Genomic DNA, 20,042 nt, shown 5'->3' with positions numbered 1-20,042 from the left:
CCTCTTATTCTTTCACCTCAATGTATGCCTTTTTAAATTGCCCTTCCTGATTCCTTGCAACTTTCAGACTTTTAACCTCTGGCCGGAGCCTGTCCAATATCCGCTTAAGCTCCTCAGGCCGTTCATAGGATACTTTAATCTTTATCATGGCTATTACCTTACCAGATAGCCGAAAGCCGCAGCCAGAAGGCAATTAATGACCATGGAACAAATAGTAAGCCTGTATAAGAAAACATTCATGCGTTCCTCTCTTTCTGTTGCGATATCGCAACTTCCGCTCCCGGTAGTATTGGTAGCACACCGGGTTAAAACTTCACGATCAAATAATAGGTGTCTGGTTTATGCTTCTTGCTGATCCTGGAGAAGAAGCTCCGCAACGTCCCGATCACAATTATGCTTGTCCATAAGTTCATACAACTTTAATTCCCGATCCACATCATCATCGGCGGCCAAGACGTTACTTAAGTTTGACAGATTTTTCATAAGTTCATAAATTAAATCATTTACTATACTGACCTTCACACCTGCATGGTCATAATATGGGCCCATAATCTTCCACGCATCTTTTGGTGATTCAACTTTTTCACAGAAGTAGCCCTGATCTACGTCCTCAATTATCACTTTAGCTTTTTTTGCCAATATCTCAATATCCGTCATTTTACTATCAATATATGATTCTCTGGTCATTTTACAAAATCCTCCTTTGATTTCTCGCCGGAACCGTGCTATTATGTAAGTGTTTATACTTAGCGGTTTCGGCTGCTATGGCCCTGTGGGAAGGTGGTGCTTCCTATGGGGCTGTTTTAATAGTTTCCGCTTAGTATTCCCTTGACAAACTGTTCATCATCTTTTTGAGCCCTCTTTGTCCTGATACTGACTTCTGGCAGTTGTACAGACAAACACATCCGGTTTAATCGGTCTATGATTCGTCCATCGTGTTTTAAACTGCTCTTAGGAAGATTAGAGGTTACAATGGTTATTTTTCCATTGCACATCCGGAAATCAAATAAGTGAAATAACTCCTGGTTCTGCCATTCACCACTTTTTTCACTTCCCAAATCGTCAACAATAAGCAAATCACAATTAAGGTAGCCATACAATTTATCTGGTACATCATGCCCCTGTTTGTATGACTCTTTTACCATCTGCAAATAATCTACCGTTGTAATAAACTTAACCCTTTTCCTATATTTTCCTTCTATGGAACGTGCCAGGCAGCAGGCAAGGAAACTCTTACCGCTCCCCTTTGTATCGCTCCACAAATATAATCCCTTACTATGCTTTTCCCAGGTTTCAAATTCTTTCCAAAAGCTCGTTACTAAGGCTTCAATTTTCTTAATGTCCTGCCCGTATTCTGCAAAACTAAATTTGCTCATATCTGCTTCTGCAAAAATCTTAGGGATTCCGGTATCCCCTGACCATATCTTTCCTTTACAGTTCGGACACTCTTCCCCTACATTCACAGAAATAGACCTATCATATTCCGGGACAATAATCTTTTCAATGATGTATCCCGTATCATGACAGAGACTGCACTTATACCCAGGAGTCAACGTATTGTGGCTTATTCTCAATTTTGACCTCCTTTCCCTCATTGCTCTGGTTTGTATATGGAGCATACCCTCCCCGGTTCTGAGCACGTTCTAACCAGCCATTTATAAACTGATCTACACCCCGACGTGTCTTTTTCTTTTTTGGATTGCTTTCAAGCCAGGCTACCATCTTTTTAAACTCCTGCTCTACATCGACAGCAGGATACGCCTGTTTCCATGTGGATATCTTATCCAGAGGTACATCGTATGTAGTTTTATCAATCAGAGGGAGCAAAATGCCACTCCCGATTAGAGCGGGCTTGTCCGGCTCTGAGCTAATAGTATTTATATTATTTATATTGTTATTACTGTTATTATTAATGCTAAGGTTATCGGCACTTCCATTTTCCGAGCACCCGAAATCGTCGTTTTCTGCATTTTCCGAGTATCGGAAATCAATGTTTTCTACGTTTTCCGAGTGTCGAGAATCTTTATTTTCTATAAATCGAATTTCGTGATTTAAGGTATATACATTTTTTCCTAGTATATTCCCCTTACACTCCCTTACTACGGAAACAACCCCTAGTGCAACCAAAGGATTCATATACTTTGAAAACCTTGTTTCGCTCATTTTCAACTCATTCAACATCATTTTTCTGGAGGGAAAACAAGTATTTTCATAACCGGCAAAACTGGCTAAATAGGCATATATCGCCTTACTTTCTGGTTCAAGATTAGGACTTCGCAATACTTCCTGAAACACGATTCCGTATCCTCCTTTTTTCATTCATATATTTTATCCTTTTCAACTTCATTCTGAATCACATAGTCCTGTAGCATCTGCGCGTATCTTGCCAACTCACGAATTGTTTCTAACGGAATGGAGACGTAATTTCCGGTAACTTTACTCTTATTTTTTGCTGCATTTGACAAAATTGCTTTTATTTCTGAAATCTTAGATACAGCTTCATACCTCTCCATTAGTTTCCTCCTGTCCTGAAAGTCCTGTTCTTTCAAAAAAGTACTTCCTGGGAACTCTCCCAGCTCTGGTTATGTAGCCTTTTGCCTTAAGTTCTCCATTCATTTCTTGAATTAACTTATAGCCATGCCTTTCTGAACAATCCATAATTTCTGCTACCTCTGCAGCGGTGATCAATAATTTACTCAATGTGCTATCTCCTTTCTTCTGGTATGCTCTGCATCAATTACTTTTCGTAGCTTAACAAGCTCCTGATCAATACTTTCCAGCTCCGGCCAGAACGGCCTTGTTTTCCCGATTAATAACCAGGGGAGAATTCCCTTGGTTGATGTGATGTTTCTATGAGTGCCATTTCCACTCATTCCATGCCCCGGCCCGGTGCATTATTCGATAATTTCTTCTGGTTCAACCCCCAAAGCTTTAGAAACCTTTCCCAACAACTCCGGGCGGCAACTCCGGCCATTCATTACCGCCGATAATGTCTGACGGGAGATACCGGCCTCCATAGCCAGTGTTGCCTGATTAATAACGAGCTTTGCCATTAAAAGGCTTACTTTAGTTCTGTTAAGTCTCATTTCCTTGCCTCCTTTAAACTACGTGTTTTAACGTATTTAAATTACGTGTGTCATTATAATACATATTTTTACTACGTATGTCAAGAAAAATATTGATTTAAATTATGTATTGTGCTATTCTGTGACTGTGAAAGGAGAAGAAAATGAATAAAAAAGCTATCGGAGAAGCAATAAAAAAATATCGCAAGCACGTCAACATTACGCAGAAACAATTGGCGAAAATGATTGAAAAATCAGAAAGTACAATTCAAAAATATGAAAGCGGTGAAATAGAAGCTCCTTTAAGCGTTTTGGAGCAAATATCAGATTGTTTAGGACTTGAAGTGATCGAGCTCCTTGAAGCAGACAGTGATCAAAATGTTATTGATTATTGGGGAAAAACAGATAGTGCTTTATTTGAATATTGTAAGGCACTCGGATATGAGTTTAAGAGGCATCCCGACTCTGATTACCATGAATTGCTAATTCACTATGGATACAGCTACGACATACCAACGGATGATTGGCTCAGGTTTATTGACGATGTAAAATGGGATGTAAAAGAAAGATTCAACGAACTTATGAAAAAATATGCTTCTTCTAAAAAAATCATAAAAGAATAAAATTTTACACTAATAAACATACATATCCATTTCTATTCATTCCATGCCCCGGCCCGGCCAGAATGAAAGGAAAGATATAAATGCCAGTTCACTATGAAGAAAAAACAAAGACATGGTATGTAAAATGCTATTATGTCGACTATACAGGAACCAAACGTCAACGAAAGAAACGAGGTTTTAAGCTTCAAAGGGAAGCAAAGGAATGGGAACGTAATTTTCTTGAAACACAGCAAGCCGATCTTACAATGACCTTTGAGAACTTTGTTAGAATATATAATGAGGACATGAAGCACCGCCTACGGGAACATACTTACGTTCAAAAGCAGTATGTCATTGACAAGAAACTGCTTCCATTCTTCGGTAAACTCCCCGTCTCCCAGATTACCCCTGTCAACGTCCGCAAATGGCAGAATGAGCTTATGGCCTACCGGGACGATAACGGCAAGGCATATTCTGAAACCTATCTAAGAACAATCAATAACCAACTAACCGCAATCATGAATTATGCAGTCCGGTATTACAACCTAAAAGAAAATCCCTGCAGAAAAGCCGGGAGCATAGGCAAAGGCCACGCAGAAGAAATGCAGTTCTGGACAACGGGAGAATTTAAGAAGTTCCTGGAAAGAATTACAGACAAGCCCCAGGCAAGAGCCGGATTCCTCACGCTTTACTATACCGGGATACGGATCGGAGAGCTTCTGGCCCTGGAATATGGAGACATAAACTTTGAAGAGCGCAAGCTCTCTATCAATAAGTCATATCAGCGGATCGGTGACAGGGACGTTATAACGCCGCCCAAAACTCCCAAAAGCATTCGCACAATATCTATTCCGGAATTTCTCTGTGATGAACTAAAAGCCTACACAAGCAGACTGTACAAGCTCCATAAACATGACCGTATATTCCCTTATACAAAACATTTCTTTGAACATGAAATGCGCCGGGGAACCAAAGACGGAGAAGTGAAGCGCATCCGCCTGCATGATCTCAGACATAGCCACGCAAGCCTATTGATAGAGTTGGGATTCTCCCCCCTGGCCATAGCTGACCGTCTGGGCCATGAGAAAGTAGAAACCACTTTGAACACCTATTCTCATCTGTTTCCACACAAGCGTGACGAGGTGGCCGAAAAGCTTCAGGATTGTTTCTAGTTCCATTTTAGTTCCATTACAAAAAGAAAAGAGCCAGATTCCCTTGAATTTACAAGGTTTTCTGGCTCTGTATATTTTATTCAAACTCAATAGTAGCCGGCGGCTTCCCCGTACAATCATACAGCACTCGGTTCACGCCTTTAACTTCATTTACAATTCTTCTGGTCACAGTCCCAAGAACTTCCCAAGGCAGTTCCGCAGACTCTGCGGTCATGAAATCAGAAGTGAGCACCGCACGAAGTGCAATGGCATAATCATAGGTTCTCTCGTCTCCCATGCAGCCGACCGAACGCATATTGGTGAGCGCTGCAAAGTACTGTCCAAGTCCCTTGTCTACGCCTGCTTTTGCAATCTCTTCTCTATAAATCGCATCTGCTTCCTGTACAATTCTTACTTTTTCAGGAGTCACTGCACCGATGATACGAACACCAAGTCCTGGGCCAGGGAATGGCTGACGGTATACCAGATATTCTGGAATGCCCAGTTCCAGACCTGCTTTTCTTACTTCATCCTTAAAGAGTAATCTTAACGGTTCAATGATTTCCTTGAAATCTACATGCTCCGGAAGTCCGCCCACGTTGTGGTGGGATTTAATCACGGCTGATTTACCAAGACCGGATTCAATAACATCTGGATAAATGGTTCCCTGTACAAAATAATCCACGGTACCGATCTTCTTTGCTTCATCTTCAAAAACGCGGATAAATTCCTCGCCGATGATCTTTCGCTTTGTCTCCGGATCTTCTACACCCTTCAGCTTGTCATAAAAGCGGTCCTGAGCGTTGACGCGGATAAAATTCAAATCATATTGGCCTTTGGGTCCGAATACGGCTTCTACTTCATCTCCTTCGTTCTTGCGGAGAAGGCCGTGATCAACAAATACACAGGTAAGCTGTTTTCCAACCGCTTTTGCCAGCATAACTGCAGCAACGGAGGAATCTACGCCGCCGGATAATGCGCAAAGCACTTTGCCGTTTCCGACTTTGTCCCGGATCGCCTGAATGGAGGTTTCCACGAAAGAATCCATCTTCCAGTCACCGGAGCATTTGCAGACATTGAAAACAAAATTAGAAAGCATCCTGGTTCCTTCCTGAGTATGCATAACTTCGGGATGGAACTGTACTGCAAAAATGCCTCGTTCTTCACATTCCATGGCTGCAACCGGACAAACCGGGGTATGGGCAGTAACACGGAACCCTTTCGGTGCTTCTTCTATATAATCCGTATGACTCATCCAGCAGATGGTCTTTGGACTTACATTTTCTAAAATTTTGCTGTTGGCTTCTACGTCTACCTCAGTCTTACCATACTCGCTGACCGGAGCTGTGGATACTTTACCGCCAAGCATGTGTGCAATTAACTGGGAACCATAGCAAATCCCCAGGATCGGGATGCCCATTTCAAAGATTTCTTTCTCACAGCGAGGAGATTCTTCCTTATATGCACTGTTTGGACCACCAGTAAAAATAATTCCTTTGGGATTCATTTCCTTAATCTTGTCCATGGACAGTGTGTAAGGATGGACCTCACAGTAGACGTTGCATTCTCTGACTCTTCTGGCAATCAGCTGGTTATATTGACCGCCGAAATCCAGAACGATAATCATTTCTCTTTTCACGGGTATTCCTCCTAATTTCATGTTTAACAAATAGCGCTTTGGGTTACATTATATTCTACTTCCATTGGCTTGACAAGTATTTTCTTATTTTGACAAAAAAGAGTATGATTGACTTTATCACGTTAATCTAATGTTTGTTTTCCTGATTTATTTTTCACGGTTATTTCACATTTTCTACAACATTTCCTCACAGGGATAGGGTAACATCATACTTGTAAAGAAGAAATGCCATTTTCTCATATTACTTTCTCAACATTATGCTGGCAGACATCCCCCTGCTGCCAGCATCTCCTTTTGTCTGTCCTAACCCCCAAAAACATCAATCCCGATATCATCTTCCATTCATGATATAATGATATCATCCATACCAGGAAATACACGAAAATCCCGCCTTTCCAGAAACTGCTTAAAAAAACAGCAGCTTTTTTGAAATGCGGAATCTCCGGTATTTTAAATAACTTCCGTTAAAACATGGATTTTTAAGATTTACTCCAAATACTTTTTTATATAATGTCCTGTATAGGAACCAGGACACTGAGCCACCTCTTCCGGCGTGCCCTGTGCGATTACGGTACCGCCTTTGTCCCCGCCTTCAGGACCAATATCAATGATGTAATCGGCGGTTTTTATTACTTCCAGATTATGTTCAATGACTACCACCGTATTGCCGCCGTCAGACAGCTTCCGCAGAATCTCAATCAGCTTGTGGACATCCGCAAAATGAAGCCCTGTGGTCGGTTCGTCCAGAATATAGATCGTCTTACCCGTTCCACGTTTGCTTAATTCCGTAGCCAGCTTGATTCTCTGGGCTTCTCCGCCCGATAGTTCTGTGGAGGGCTGACCCAGCTTGACATAGGAAAGTCCTACCTCGTTAAGCGTGGAAATCTTCCTTGCAATAGAAGGTACATTCTCAAAGAATTTCACAGCTTCTTCCACGGTCATGTTTAATACATCATAGATACTTTTGCCTTTGTACTTTACATCAAGGGTCTCGCGGTTATAGCGTTTTCCTCCGCAGACTTCACAGGGAACGTAGACATCAGGAAGAAAATGCATCTCGATCTTGATGATACCGTCACCGCTGCACGCTTCACATCGTCCGCCTTTTACATTAAAACTGAAACGTCCCTTGGAATATCCCTTTGCTTTGGAATCCGGGGTGGAGGCAAACAGATCACGGATCAGATCAAATACACCGGTATAGGTGGCCGGGTTGGATCTTGGGGTCCGCCCAATGGGTGACTGGTCTATGGCTATGATCTTATCCAGCTGTTCAACGCCTTCCAGCGATTGATGCTTGCCGGGAACGGTTCTTGCCCGGTTCAGCTTCTTGGCCAAAGATTTGTAAAGAATCTCATTGACCAGGGAACTCTTTCCCGAACCGGATACACCTGTTACACAAGTCATCACGCCTAGTGGGAACTCTACATCAATGTTCTTTAAGTTGTTCTCCGAAGCTCCTTTGACCTTTAAAAAGCCGGTCGGCTGTCTCCGCTCCCTGGGGACCGGGATTTTAATGCGTCCGCTTAAATAAGCTCCTGTTACGGATTTCTTATTCTTCATGATCTGCTTTGCATTCCCAACTGCCACTACCGTACCGCCGTGTTCTCCGGCTCCAGGACCGATATCCACGATGTAATCAGCGGCCATCATGGTATCTTCATCATGTTCTACCACAAGTACGCTGTTGCCAAGGTCACGGAGATGCAAAAGGGTCTTTAGCAGCTTATCATTGTCTCTCTGGTGAAGGCCGATACTCGGCTCGTCCAAAATATAAGCAACCCCTACAAGGCCGGACCCGATCTGGGTCGCCAGACGGATTCTCTGGGCCTCTCCTCCGGAAAGAGTACTGGTGGAACGGCTCAAGGTCAGATAGTCAAGTCCTACATCAATCAGGAATGAAATCCTGGCCCGGATCTCTTTAAGGATCTGGTCACCAATGGCATGTTGCATAGGGGTAAGCTCCAGTCCGTCAATAAATTCACGGGAACGGACAATGGACATATTGGTGGCCTCGTAAATATTCTTACCGCCAACCGTAACTGCCAGAGACTCCTTTTTCAGTCTCATGCCGCCGCAGGTAGGGCATGGAGTGATGCGCATAAAGGTTTCATACTCCGCCTTGGAAGCCTCGGAATACGTCTCCCGGTATCTTCTGGACACATTCTGGATCAGCCCTTCAAATGCCACATCATAAATTCCCTCTCCACGCTGTCCCTTATAATAAACCTTAACTTCTTTTCCGTTGGTTCCATAGATGAGAACATCATGGACTTCCTTGGGATAGTCTTCAAAAGGAGTGTCCAAACGGAAATTATATTCCTTAGAAAGAGCTTCCAGGATGGCCCTGGTATAGCTTCCTTTGTCCGTACAGGACTGCCACCCCATTACTACAATGGCCCCTTCATCAATGCTCAGACTCTTATCCGGGATCATCAGATCTTCATCAAATTCCATCTTGTAGCCAAGTCCGAAGCAATCCGGGCAGGCTCCAAACGGATTGTTGAACGAGAAGCTTCTTGGCTCCACCTCATCAATGCTGATGCCGCAGTCCGGGCAGGAAAAGCTCTGGCTGAAATTAATGGGGGTTCCGTCAATTACGTCAACCACCATCAATCCGTCCGCCAGTTCCATCACCGTCTCAATAGAATCCGTCAAACGTTTCTCTATTCCTTCCCGTATGGACAAACGGTCCACGACCACTTCAATGTTGTGCTTGATATTCTTATCCAGTTTGATTTCTTCGGAAAGCTCATAAAGATTTCCATCAATGCGTACTCTTACATAACCGCTTTTTCTGGAACTTTCCAATACCTTTGCATGCTCGCCTTTTCTTCCTCTTACCACAGGGGCAAGAAGCTGGATCTTGGTTCTCTCCGGCAGTTCCATAATCTGATCCACCATCTGGTCTACGGTCTGCCTGCGGATCTCCCTGCCGCACTTGGGACAGTGGGGAATTCCGATTCTGGCATAGAGAAGTCTCATATAGTCATAAATCTCGGTAACCGTTCCTACGGTAGAACGGGGATTGCGGTTGGTGGACTTCTGGTCAATGGAAATAGCCGGGGAAAGCCCTTCAATGTTCTCCACATCCGGCTTTTCCATCTGTCCTAAGAACTGCCGGGCATAAGAGGACAGAGATTCCATATACCGCCTCTGCCCTTCTGCATAAATCGTATCAAAAGCCAGGGAAGATTTTCCCGATCCGCTCAAGCCGGTTAAAACAACCAGCTCATTCCTTGGAATATCCACGGAAACGTTCTTTAAGTTGTGCTCGTTGGCACCTCTTATCTTAATATACTGTTTTGCCATAATGTACTCCTGTAATAAACTGATATCCTGATATCACTGCTTGGGAATAGGGGCCTTCCGGTCCCATTTCTCATTAATAACAACCGATTTTCCCAATTATAACACATTTTATTTCGGATTGCAAACATTTGTTCGATATCAGTTAATCCTATTATTTACCCCAATAAGAGTAAACCTTCAGACGCTCCGACATCAAAAAATACACACCTTGTTCATTATATACCTGAAACCAGGCAGAAGAAATTATGAAATCGCATCCATTCATAATAAAACAGTTATAAATCTGTCAAATTCATAAGTGTAACTATGTTAAGAATCCTCTTCATCCAGTTCCCGCATCAAATCCGGGAAACTCTCTCTTTCAAATTCCTGAATGGAAATGGATTTCTTATTTGGATTGGCGAACACAAAGGTCTTATCCACATTTTCCACGTAATTCTGGATCTTATCGTTGGTGGCGCTGATAATTGCCTGAAAACCAAGTCCACGGATCAGTTCAATGCAGCTTGCCACCTTTTCCGCATCCATCTTGGAAAACGCCTCATCAAGCACCACCAGACGTATGGTCGGATTTCTCTGTATCTTCGGAGATAAACTGATACGGTACGCCTGTGCAAAGCTTGCCAGAAGCGCTACGTAAAGGGGGTTCTGCCCCTCTCCTCCGGAATTTTTCTTAAGCATTTTACTTAAACGGATTTTAATGACCTCATCCTCATTCTGAATCAGCTGCTGCATGTCAAAGGACAAATACGTGCGGTAATCCGCATACCGGTCCATATTCCGTTTGGCTTCTTCCATTTGTTCAGGCGTGGCATTGTCAGGGGGGATAAAAATATTGATCAGATCGTTGATGATCTCCCCATATTGGTTTTCATGTTCCATGGTAAACAGATTCATCTGGTCATCCACGGAATCCGTAAGCTGGGATGGATTGACTTCCAGGGAATCATCCATGAACATATCGTAATATCTTCCGTCAGGACCTTTATTTTTTCCAATGACAAACTGGTATTTATCCTTGCCGAAATCCAGACGGCTGATGATGCGGTTCAGCTCATCCCTGCGCTGCAGGGCATCTCTTATGGCACTCCGAATCTTGAACATGAAGTCATCTTTGAAATGAAGCACCGCTGACTTGGCCTGCTCTGCTGCCATCTTCTTATATTCCTCTAAATTTCCGCATTCCATGATTTCCAGCAGACGGTCGTACTCCTGATTATCCTTTGCCGTTAAAGAACAGTTCCGGTTGGGGTACTTCCTGGCATACTCTCCTCTGGCTGCCACGAGCACACGGAATGCTTCGTCCCTGGCTTCCTCCGTTTTCTTCGCAGTTGCAAAGAATTTATCCTTCATCCGGTCATATCTTGGCAGTTCCTCCGTTTTAAAGTACTGTCTGCCTTCTGCCTCCAGTTCTTCCTCCGGTTCCAGAGCCTTCGTCTTTATAACCAGTTCCTCCTGCAGCTGCAAAATCTCCTTCTGAAAGCCTTCGATTCTGCCATTGCATTCAAACATCAGACGGTCCACAGCCCGTTGCTCTGCCCTTTTTCCTTCGCAAAGGGTCAGGACGGCCTCCCGCTCCTTTTCCCATTCACTGACATTCCGGGCCTTTAATTTCTCTAGCTTTTGTTCCAGCTTCTTTTTCTCTTTTTCTTTTTGCTTTAAAGCAGCCATATCCTGCTGCCACTCTAAATAAACTCCGGTATCCTCTGCCAGTCCCTCCATGGAAAGAATTCTCTGGCATTCCTTTAAAATGGCCTCCTGAGGCTTTTTCTCCTCAGCCAGGGCTTGCAGATTCTTTTCCAGAAGGCGGATTCTTCTGCGGACACTGTCCTTGCCGATATAAGCAAACTTGGTGTAATTGTCCGGGTTCATGCGCTGGAGCCGGAAGGTATGGTAAAGCATACAATCCGGAGTCACTCCGATGCGGCATTGGCGCAGTTCATCAAGGTCCCGGCATTTTACTACCCTTCCCAAAAGAAGGTCGATGTATGGCTGCAGATAGGCTTCACCGGCGATAACTTCTTCCGATAAGGCACCAGCTACCACTTCGCTGGCCGTTTGAGAGGCTTTTTCCGTGTCCAGAACCGCTACATTATAATATTCGTTCCGGTCCAGTTCCTCGTAAACAGCCATTGCTGCTTTGGCATAGGCCGGAGGCACTACCAGAGACAGCTTATTGTTGCCCAGATAGCCTTCTGCTGCATTTCTCCAGGTCTCATCGCGGATGTCTAAAAGATCCGCCAGCACATGGACTTCCACCACCTTGCCCGTTTCCTCCAGAAGTCGCTTTTGAAGGATGGCTCTTGCCCGTTCCAGGTACTTGGGATATGCCTTATTTCCTGCTTTCAGCTGGGCCAGCTCCTCGGTGGTCTGACGTTCCTTTTTGCGGATATCGCGAAGGGCGGCCTCCGCTTCCCTCTTCGTTTCTTCCGTCTCCTTTTGCAGCTCTAAAATGGACTGTTTCAGACGGACCAGAGTCTCCTCATCCACAGTATTTTCCTGGAATGCTTCAATGTCCCAGATGGTCTGGTTTGAGGTGGTTTCTTCTTCTATCCACTGCCCAAGCCTTTCTGATGCCTGAGACCACTTGACAGCACTTTTATTCAAATGATTTATCAGTTCCTCCGTAGAACTTAACTGATTCTTTAAATCTTCATATCCGGTGGAGGAAATCTGCCTTAACAGCTCCTCTCCCTGAACCGTCAAATTATGGATCTGGCCCTCCAGACCCGTTTTCTGTTCCTCCTGACGGAGGTAATCCTCTTTGGCGAGCCGGATCTTATCCGTCAGCGCCTGTATCCTGACCTGGTAATCCAGGATCTCCGCTTTGCGGAAGAAATACATATTTTTATGAATTTCCTTTTCCAGACGCTGTACCGTCTCAAATTTATCAGATAAATCCTTTAAAATGCCGATCTCAATGGAAGTATCCTCGATCTTCTTGCGCATACGTCCGTACTGCATGACACTTTCCTGCATATCCTCGATATGAATGTCTTGTTCCATGCAGATGTATTCTTTCACAAAATCCTCCAGCTTAATGTTCATCCGGAAGGGAATGGCCCGTTTGAACAGAAGAGGGAATTTCTCCGAATCCAGACCACCAAGATACACATCGTAGAGCTGTCTGCGGAACCGTTCATTATGGGAGGTTGCAAAATACTCCTCTTTGGAATAGTTGGCCCGAAGGGCGGCTGTAATTTCTTCCATGGTCATGGCACGGTCAGAAGTCCGGTATCCATTGTCCCATAAGGGGCCTTTGTGCCAGAAGAATTTCCTGGATATTTCATTGGTGGAGGTATCCACATCAAATACTACGCCAATGCACTGAAACGTCTTGGTATCCGTCCGTTCCAGTTCAAGTACAATGGTAGTGGAAAAATTTTGATTCCTTAAATAGGCGAATTCATTGTTCTCTCCAATGTTGACCATGCCTCGCAGATACTCAATGAGATTCCGGTCCGAATCATCGGCAGCTGCCTTATTAAAGAATCCGCGTCCGTCGGTGTTGGCATAGAGAAGAATCTGCATGGCATCAATTACCGTGGATTTTCCGCTGCCGGAATGTCCCGTAAAGAAATTGATCTCCTTATGAAAGGATAGGGTTTTCCGGTTAATATAATGCCAGTTGTTTAACAGTATTCTGGAAAGAGCCTCAAATTTCTGGTTCGTCATCGCTGTCATCTCCTTCCTCAAATGATTCTAACAGGCCCCGGACATCATCCCCAAAAAGCACTACATTGATGCAGGGATAAATGATCAGCCGGCTGTCTCCTTCTAAATCCTCCAAAAGCTCCAAGGGCTCCAAAATTTGATATTTCTTTAACAATGCGATGGTCCGCCTGATTTCCGTAGCAGCAGGCTGTTTTTTAAAGAGCCGGTAGCCTCCCAGCTTTTCGTGGATTTCACTTAACGTGGTATACACATTGACGCTGGTGGACACTTCAGCCATCTGCTCGTCATAAATCAGCTTTAACACAAGAAGATAGAGGGTGGCCAGCTTCGGGAGCTTGTCTCCCATGGTAGTCTCTCCCTGAAGGTAAATGATCCCAAGCTGGCTGTTTTCCAATACAGTCACACCGATTACCGCAAGGTAGGTGCGGATAAATTCCAGATGCTTGTTGCAGATTCTAAATTCCGGATTATAGGCGAAGCGTCCGGTACGTTTCTCGTACTTATGCTCCAGCACAAAGGTCTGGCGCAGGAGTATCTTTAAGCCGTCAGTGACTTCTTTTTTCTCCTCCTGGCTCAAGGCATCATAATATGGAATCTGGCCCATGGTGCCAGTGGTTTCTTCGTATGTCATGATTCTTTCCTCCTTACAAACACCAGCCTGGGATAGCGGTATCTTCCATTGTCTATCATTTCCGGGTCCGGGTCTTTCACCTGGTAAATGCTTTTTTGTCTGGTAGAATAATCATAGGCCAGTATCAGCATTTCAAAATCCTCCGCTGTCTTTACCGTATGCTCCGTCACCTCCATGCGGCCATTTTCCATATGCTCTTCCAGGTAGGCTTCGATCTCTTTCCTGCTGTAACGGTTCTTTAAACGGTTTAAGTTTAAAATCTCCTCTGCGGACAGCTCTTCGGACGCCTCATCCGGAACCAGCGTTTCTTGAAAGACAGACCTTGGCTTTCTCTTTTTATAGAGAGCATGCTCCGATAGTATGGATACCTGGGATAGGTTCATCAGACTGCCCGCCTCACCTATCGCTGCCTCCTGATCCTCTGCTTCGGAAAGGTGATTCAAAAGGCGGATGACCAGACCTTTCATGTTATCCTCCTGGTTTAGAAGATAATTCAGTCTTGTGACGGTTGCCCGGATATACCTCGAATGCTCCTTGTCCATATTGGCGATCCGGTGCTCAATGTCATCAAAGCCCCGCTCAATCTGATCCAGCTTCTCTGAAACCTCCGCGGCAGTCACCTTATTCCGGCTGCGAATGCTCATTTCCTCCATCCACTTGACATCCTCCCGCATGGCACTGATCCACCGTTTAATATCATTCTTATACAAATAGAAATTATCTGAGGTTTTTAAAATGTGGTATTTCTTTTTTACGATCTCCTCCACATACCCTTCCAAATGGTCTTTTAAAAGCTCCCCATATTCCTTTTTCTCCAGCAGACTGGCAAAGAACTTATCCATGTTGTGAAGCATGTCCTGAAGCGTCTTATTGAGCCGCCTGGTATTGACACAGGCGGTATTTAAAAGACTGATATTGGCTCTTTTATCATTTTTCAGAGAAAATAATATGGCGTAAATATTTTGGATATAAATCTGGGTCTCATCTTCTTCGTCTGTGGTAAGCTTAAAAAATGCCTCGATCATAACAGCCGCATAATCAGGGATTACAATATGGACCGTCATGGAGGCATAGTCATCGACTTTACGAAGCCATCCGGCTCTTAAAAGCCAGTTTAACACTCTGGATGCCGGCGGCTCTGTCTCATCGGACTCGTCCTCCAGCTCATCCTGCCAGATTACAAAACGCTTTTGAAGAAAATATTCATCCAACACCTGAAGACAGACCTCTCTGCTTAGAAAGTAGTTGCTGTATTCGTATTCCTCATTGATCCTGAGCAAAGCTTCTATGTAAGTGGACCGGTTGACGGAGCGGAACAATCCCCAGAAACGGTCCGGTATTTCATTCATCAGTATCATAATTCTTTCGCTTCCTCTCCCAGCCGTTTTTCTTAAAAAACGGACAAAAAGAAACGGCTATCACAGGTTCATGACAGCCGTTATGTCTTTATTAAGGCTTCTTTTTATATTATAGCAAAAATCTCCATTTCTTACAATAACATTATGACCCTTGTGTTTTTTCCAGTCCTTATGCAAAAACAGCTTTCTGCAGGGACAAATCCGTGCAGAAAGCTGTTGGCTTAATATTTTGAGAAGCGGTGCTCCGCCGTCTCTTCCTCCCGATATGTATCCTTGGAAGAATCGCCGGCTGCAGTATCTCCTGTCTCAGAAGAACCGTACTCCATTACGGCTGAAGTGCCGGTATCCTGAAGTCTGAAACGTTCCACTTCCTCTTTTAATAACTGAGCCTGAGCATCTAACTCTTCGCTGGAAGCAGAGCTTTCTTCCGCCGTAGCCGCATTGGTCTGGACCACTGTGGATACCTGATTCAAGCCCTGGTTAATCTCATCAATGGCCTCCACCTGTTCATAAGAAGCAATGGCGATCTCCTGAATGGCCTGTTCCACCAGCGCGGCCTGTTCTCCCACCTCTTTTAATATACGGGTCGTTTCATTAGCAATCCTTCCGCCCTCTGAAACGGTTTGTACGGACTGGCCGATCAGCTCTGCCGTCTGCTTGGCTGCCTCTGCGGATTTACCTGCCAGATTACGCACCTCATCCGCTACCACTGCGAATCCCTTACCGGCTTCACCGGCTCTGGCAGATTCTACGGCCGCGTTTAAAGCCAGGATATTTGTCTGGAACGCAATGTCTTCAATCACCTTGGTAATGCTTGAAATTTTCTCGGAAGCGTGCCCAATCTCCTTCATGGATTCATCAAGCTTTGCCATATGGACATTGCCCTCGTTCATTCCCTGTCCTGCCTTTTTTACATAGTCTGTGGCCTTCTTGACATTCTCTGCATTCTCCTGGGCACGGTTGGATACGTTTGATACGGAAGAACTGAGTTCCTCTACGGTAGCCGCCTGCTCGGTAGCTCCTGCCGCAAGTGCCTGGGACGCATCTGATATCTGCCTTGACCCATCCGCAACCCGCTCCGCAGATTCTTTGATCTTAGTAAATACGGAATTTAAGTTTAAAGTGATCCGGTTTAAGGAATCCTTGATCTGTACAAAATCCCCCTTATAATCCTGGGTTGTCGTAACGGTGCAGTCCCCATGTTCCAAACTGCTTAAAACCTGGGAAATCTCTTTGACATAATGATTAAGTGTCTCCACCGTACCTGTAAATGACCGGGAAAGGACCTCAAGCTCATCCCCGGAATTCACCTGGGGTACTTCGGTATGTAAGTCTCCCTCTGCCAAAGACTCGATCCGTTTTACCAGATGAATGATTGGAGTTACGATAGGGGAGGCAATCCGGAATGCAAACAGGAACGACAGTGCGATCATCAGAAACGTCAATCCTGCGGTGATTCCAAGGGAACGGTAGAACGCTGACATCATCTCCGATTTATCGGATACAATTGCAATGGACCAGCCATCCGTGTTTTTAATGGGCGTATATCCCATAATCAAAACCTTCCCCTTGAAGGTGGATTCCCTGATTCCCGTATTTCCTGCAATCATATCCTTAATATTGGCGGAAAGTACGGAATATGCCTTATCGTTTTTCCCAAGCTCAATATAATTGGTTTCCTTTTCCACGGTCTCTCTGTTCTTATGCGCGATCACCTTGCCGGCTTTATCCACGATAAATCCATAGCCTGATTCCCCAACGGATACTCCGTCGATCATACGGCTGAAGGCATCCGCATCAACAGCACCAGCCACAACCCCGTTAAAACGTCCGTTATTGACCTTGGCTGCAATCACCAGAATGGTCTTTCCCAGTTTTTCACTTTTGATGGTAGATGAAATGTAGGTCTCTCCATTCATTGCATGGACAAAATAATCCTGTTTGCTCACATCGGTCCCAGTGGTGGCTTTCCCGTTGGAGTCGATGAGATTCAAAGCCACAAATCCGTATTGCTCTGCCATCTTATCCAGAACCTCTTTATTCTGTCCGGCAGATGTAATATTCTGAGCAACCGACTCAATCTTTGTCTTATAGATTCCTATGGCATTCTCAACCACCTGACTGTAGCTTTCCGCAGACTCCATGAGCCTCAAATTGGTATTATCTAACGTATTGTGATAAAATAAAAACCCATTGACCGATCCAAAAAGAACGGAAATCGAGACGGAAAGACTAATAATTCCTATTAATAAAGTCTTTTTAATCGACCTTTTCCTTCCTGTTGAATCCTGGCCTTTCTCTGACTTACTTAAATCCTTACGAAATACCCGAAACTTTTCCACCATAGCCATATCCCTCCCTTTTTTTGCATAGCAAAAAATTATTCATATTTGGTTTAAATGAATTATATAACACTTATTAGATAATTGTCAAATACTGTAAATTACTGTTGAAATTTTGTTGAAATTTTGTTTTTATTCTCTTAGTTTTTGAAAATAAATCAAAAAAAAGACCGCTGCGGCACAAGCTGACAACGGTCTCTTTCTTTAATTTTTTATAGTTCCATTTGAAGAATCTTCTTCTTTTGTATCTTCTTTTTCCACTGACCAGTCCGTAAGGCCGTCAGACTCTTCCGATTTGTCTTCGTTCTCCGATTCCTCAATTTCTTTATCCGGCTCCGGAATTCCTTTTGCTTCCCGGAAGATCTTCATAAATTCCTTACCGGTAATGGTTTCTCTTTCGATTAAGAATTCCGCAATCTTATCCATGACATCACGGTTATCCATGAGCAGGCTCTTGGCTTCTTCATAAGCCTCCTTTAACATTCTCATAACTTCTTCGTCTACCTGGGAAGAAGTGGCTTCCGCACAGTTCATGACCGTCCGTCCGCTTAAGTACTGGTCTTCCTTGGCGGCCAGACCGATAAGACCAAATTTCTCAGACATGCCGTACTGGGTGATCATGGCACGTGCTACCTTGGTGGCCTGTTCAATGTCATTGGCAGCACCTGTGGTAATGGAATCAAATACGATCTCCTCCGCTGCGCGTCCGGCAAGATAACCGACTAACATGGCGTGCAGCTCTTTCTTGGAATTGAGGAACTTCTCTTCCTCAGGCACCTGCATCACATACCCCAAGGCTCCCATGGTTCTTGGAACAATGGTGATCTTCTGTACCGGCTCCGCATCCTTTTGAAGGGCGCTGACCAATGCATGGCCGACCTCATGATAAGATACGATCCGGCGCTCCTCTTTGTTGAGTACCCGGTCCTTCTTCTCTTTTCCGACTAAAACCACTTCCACTGCTTCAAAAAGATCCTTTTGGGAAACGGCATGACGGCCGTTCTTTACCGCTAAAATGGCAGCTTCGTTGATCATATTGGCTAAATCAGAACCAACGGCTCCCGATGTTGCAAGAGCAATGGCATCCAAATCAACGCTGTCATCAAGGAGTACATCTCTTGCATGAACCTTTAAAATATCCACACGCCCCTTTAAATCAGGCTTATCCACAATGATCCGGCGGTCAAAACGTCCCGGACGCAGCAGGGCCGGGTCTAAAATCTCCGGACGGTTGGTTGCCGCAAGAACTAAAAGTCCCTTGGAGGAATCAAATCCATCCATTTCAGAAAGCAGCTGGTTTAAGGTCTGTTCTCTTTCATCGTTGCCGCCTCCGAATCTGGAATCACGGCTTTTTCCGATGGCATCCACCTCATCAATAAATATAATACAAGGCGCAGATTCCTGGGCCTGCTTAAAAAGATCACGGACACGTGATGCACCTACACCTACGAACATCTCTACAAAATCAGAACCGGACAGAGAATAAAAAGGAACATGAGCTTCTCCGGCAACTGCTTTGGCCAGAAGCGTCTTTCCGGTTCCTGGAGGTCCTACGAGCAGGGCTCCTTTGGGAAGCTTGGCTCCGATCTTTGTATATTTACCAGGATTGTGAAGGAAGTCAACAATCTCAGTTAGGGATTCCTTGGCCTCGTCCTCACCTGCCACATCCTTAAAGGTGATTCCAGTCTCCTTTTGCACATAGACCTTGGCGTTGGTCTTTCCAACCCCCATCAGTCCGCCTCCGCCTACCCGGCGCATCATGAAATTCAGCAAAAATCCCATGGCAGCGAACAAAAGCAGATAGCTGACAATGGTCTGTATAAAGAAATTACTGTCCCGGCGGGTTCTGACGGTCTCCACACCTGCATCACGAAGACGTTCCGCAAGGTTTAAATCATTATCCATACGCACCGTATAATAAGAAACTCCTGGTTTATATCCTTCCCAGGTCTTCTTCGGATTGATGATAATCTTCGTATCATCTACATGAACCGATTCAACCTGCTTGTCATCGACCATATTCATAAAGGTGTCATAACTCAGTTCTTTATTGGTCCTGGTGGTAATTGCATTGTGCAGATAAGAGATCCCTGCCACCGCAATCAGAAACGTAGTGACCCATACGACGATTGCCTGAGCGTTTTTCGGCATCTTATTCTGATTCTTGTTATCCATCTGTGTAAAGTCTCCAATCCGGATAGTTTCTACCCATTCTATATCTCTATCATTATAGTGTCAGTCTCCCCATAAATCAAGAAAAGAATTAT

At 44.5% G+C, this 20,042-nt stretch carries 17 protein-coding genes; 2 read left to right on the top strand and 15 right to left on the bottom strand.

The annotated features are described in order from the left end of the window. Positions 1 to 4: 4 nt before the first annotated feature. The 8 genes from VIG27_RS04710 to VIG27_RS04675 form a co-directional block, all read right to left on the bottom strand. Entirely contained in the window at positions 5 to 148 is a 144-nt protein-coding gene (locus tag VIG27_RS04710; protein ID WP_394525734.1) for a hypothetical protein, read from the bottom strand. Positions 149 to 339: 191 nt separating this feature from the next. Next, positions 340 to 687 carry a hypothetical protein gene (locus VIG27_RS04705; RefSeq protein WP_394525733.1) on the bottom strand — a complete coding sequence of 116 codons (348 nt, stop codon included), beginning with the start codon at positions 685 to 687 and terminating at the stop codon, positions 340 to 342. 116 nt (positions 688 to 803) lie between these two features. Next, the gene (locus VIG27_RS04700; RefSeq protein WP_394525732.1) at positions 804 to 1,574 is read right to left on the bottom strand and encodes an ATP-binding protein; all 771 of its coding nucleotides are present in this window, start codon (positions 1,572 to 1,574) and stop codon (positions 804 to 806) included. Then, positions 1,537 to 2,319, bottom strand: a complete 783-nt coding sequence (locus tag VIG27_RS04695; protein WP_394525731.1) for a helix-turn-helix domain-containing protein — start codon at positions 2,317 to 2,319, stop codon at positions 1,537 to 1,539. The genes VIG27_RS04700 and VIG27_RS04695 overlap by 38 nt, the downstream gene beginning before the upstream one ends. Next, positions 2,316 to 2,513 (bottom strand): hypothetical protein, encoded by a 198-nt coding sequence (locus tag VIG27_RS04690; RefSeq protein ID WP_394525730.1) that lies wholly within the window; start codon positions 2,511 to 2,513, stop codon positions 2,316 to 2,318. Before VIG27_RS04690 ends, VIG27_RS04695 begins: the two co-directional genes overlap by 4 nt. Further along, positions 2,500 to 2,700 (bottom strand): LysR family transcriptional regulator, encoded by a 201-nt coding sequence (locus tag VIG27_RS04685; RefSeq protein ID WP_394525729.1) that lies wholly within the window; start codon positions 2,698 to 2,700, stop codon positions 2,500 to 2,502. Before VIG27_RS04685 ends, VIG27_RS04690 begins: the two co-directional genes overlap by 14 nt. Further along, positions 2,697 to 2,873: a hypothetical protein gene (locus VIG27_RS04680; RefSeq protein WP_394525728.1), complete on the bottom strand. Its 177-nt coding sequence runs from the start codon at positions 2,871 to 2,873 to the stop codon at positions 2,697 to 2,699. Before VIG27_RS04680 ends, VIG27_RS04685 begins: the two co-directional genes overlap by 4 nt. A gap of 21 nt (positions 2,874 to 2,894) precedes the next feature. Then, positions 2,895 to 3,086 (bottom strand): helix-turn-helix domain-containing protein, encoded by a 192-nt coding sequence (locus VIG27_RS04675; protein ID WP_394525727.1) that lies wholly within the window; start codon positions 3,084 to 3,086, stop codon positions 2,895 to 2,897. Between the two features lie 143 nt (positions 3,087 to 3,229). Here VIG27_RS04675 and VIG27_RS04670 point away from each other — a divergent pair, with 143 nt between their 5' ends. Together VIG27_RS04670 and VIG27_RS04665 are read left to right on the top strand one after the other, a co-directional pair. Further along, positions 3,230 to 3,688 carry a helix-turn-helix domain-containing protein gene (locus VIG27_RS04670; protein ID WP_394525726.1) on the top strand — a complete coding sequence of 153 codons (459 nt, stop codon included), beginning with the start codon at positions 3,230 to 3,232 and terminating at the stop codon, positions 3,686 to 3,688. 80 nt (positions 3,689 to 3,768) lie between these two features. Then, positions 3,769 to 4,839 (top strand): tyrosine-type recombinase/integrase, encoded by a 1,071-nt coding sequence (locus VIG27_RS04665; RefSeq protein ID WP_394525725.1) that lies wholly within the window; start codon positions 3,769 to 3,771, stop codon positions 4,837 to 4,839. 76 nt (positions 4,840 to 4,915) lie between these two features. Here the strand turns inward: VIG27_RS04665 and guaA are convergent, their stop codons facing one another. The 7 genes from guaA to ftsH form a co-directional block, all read right to left on the bottom strand. Beyond that, positions 4,916 to 6,457 (bottom strand): glutamine-hydrolyzing GMP synthase, encoded by a 1,542-nt coding sequence (gene guaA / locus VIG27_RS04660; protein WP_394525724.1) that lies wholly within the window; start codon positions 6,455 to 6,457, stop codon positions 4,916 to 4,918. Positions 6,458 to 6,943: 486 nt separating this feature from the next. Beyond that, positions 6,944 to 9,769, bottom strand: a complete 2,826-nt coding sequence (gene uvrA / locus VIG27_RS04655) for an excinuclease ABC subunit UvrA (RefSeq protein ID WP_394525723.1) — start codon at positions 9,767 to 9,769, stop codon at positions 6,944 to 6,946. Positions 9,770 to 10,078: 309 nt separating this feature from the next. Then, positions 10,079 to 13,444 (bottom strand): ATP-binding protein, encoded by a 3,366-nt coding sequence (locus VIG27_RS04650; protein WP_394525722.1) that lies wholly within the window; start codon positions 13,442 to 13,444, stop codon positions 10,079 to 10,081. Next, on the bottom strand, positions 13,425 to 14,075 hold the full coding sequence (locus tag VIG27_RS04645; protein WP_394525721.1) for a DUF4194 domain-containing protein: 651 nt from the start codon (positions 14,073 to 14,075) through the stop codon (positions 13,425 to 13,427). The genes VIG27_RS04650 and VIG27_RS04645 overlap by 20 nt, the downstream gene beginning before the upstream one ends. Next, a complete protein-coding gene (locus VIG27_RS04640; protein WP_394525720.1) occupies positions 14,072 to 15,433 on the bottom strand; it encodes a Wadjet anti-phage system protein JetA family protein in 1,362 nt (453 codons plus the stop codon). The genes VIG27_RS04645 and VIG27_RS04640 overlap by 4 nt, the downstream gene beginning before the upstream one ends. Positions 15,434 to 15,654: 221 nt before the next feature. After that, on the bottom strand, positions 15,655 to 17,778 hold the full coding sequence (locus tag VIG27_RS04635; protein ID WP_394525719.1) for a methyl-accepting chemotaxis protein: 2,124 nt from the start codon (positions 17,776 to 17,778) through the stop codon (positions 15,655 to 15,657). Positions 17,779 to 17,979: 201 nt separating this feature from the next. Continuing rightward, positions 17,980 to 19,950 (bottom strand): ATP-dependent zinc metalloprotease FtsH, encoded by a 1,971-nt coding sequence (gene ftsH, locus VIG27_RS04630; RefSeq protein ID WP_394525718.1) that lies wholly within the window; start codon positions 19,948 to 19,950, stop codon positions 17,980 to 17,982. Positions 19,951 to 20,042 lie beyond the last annotated feature (92 nt).

The sequence above is a fragment of the Lacrimispora sinapis genome, assembly GCF_043633585.1.
In the GTDB taxonomy this organism is placed as follows: Bacteria; Bacillota; Clostridia; order Lachnospirales; family Lachnospiraceae; genus Lacrimispora; species Lacrimispora sinapis.
Note: the sequence above shows the minus strand (reverse complement) of the source record. Positions and strands in the feature narration are given on the sequence as shown.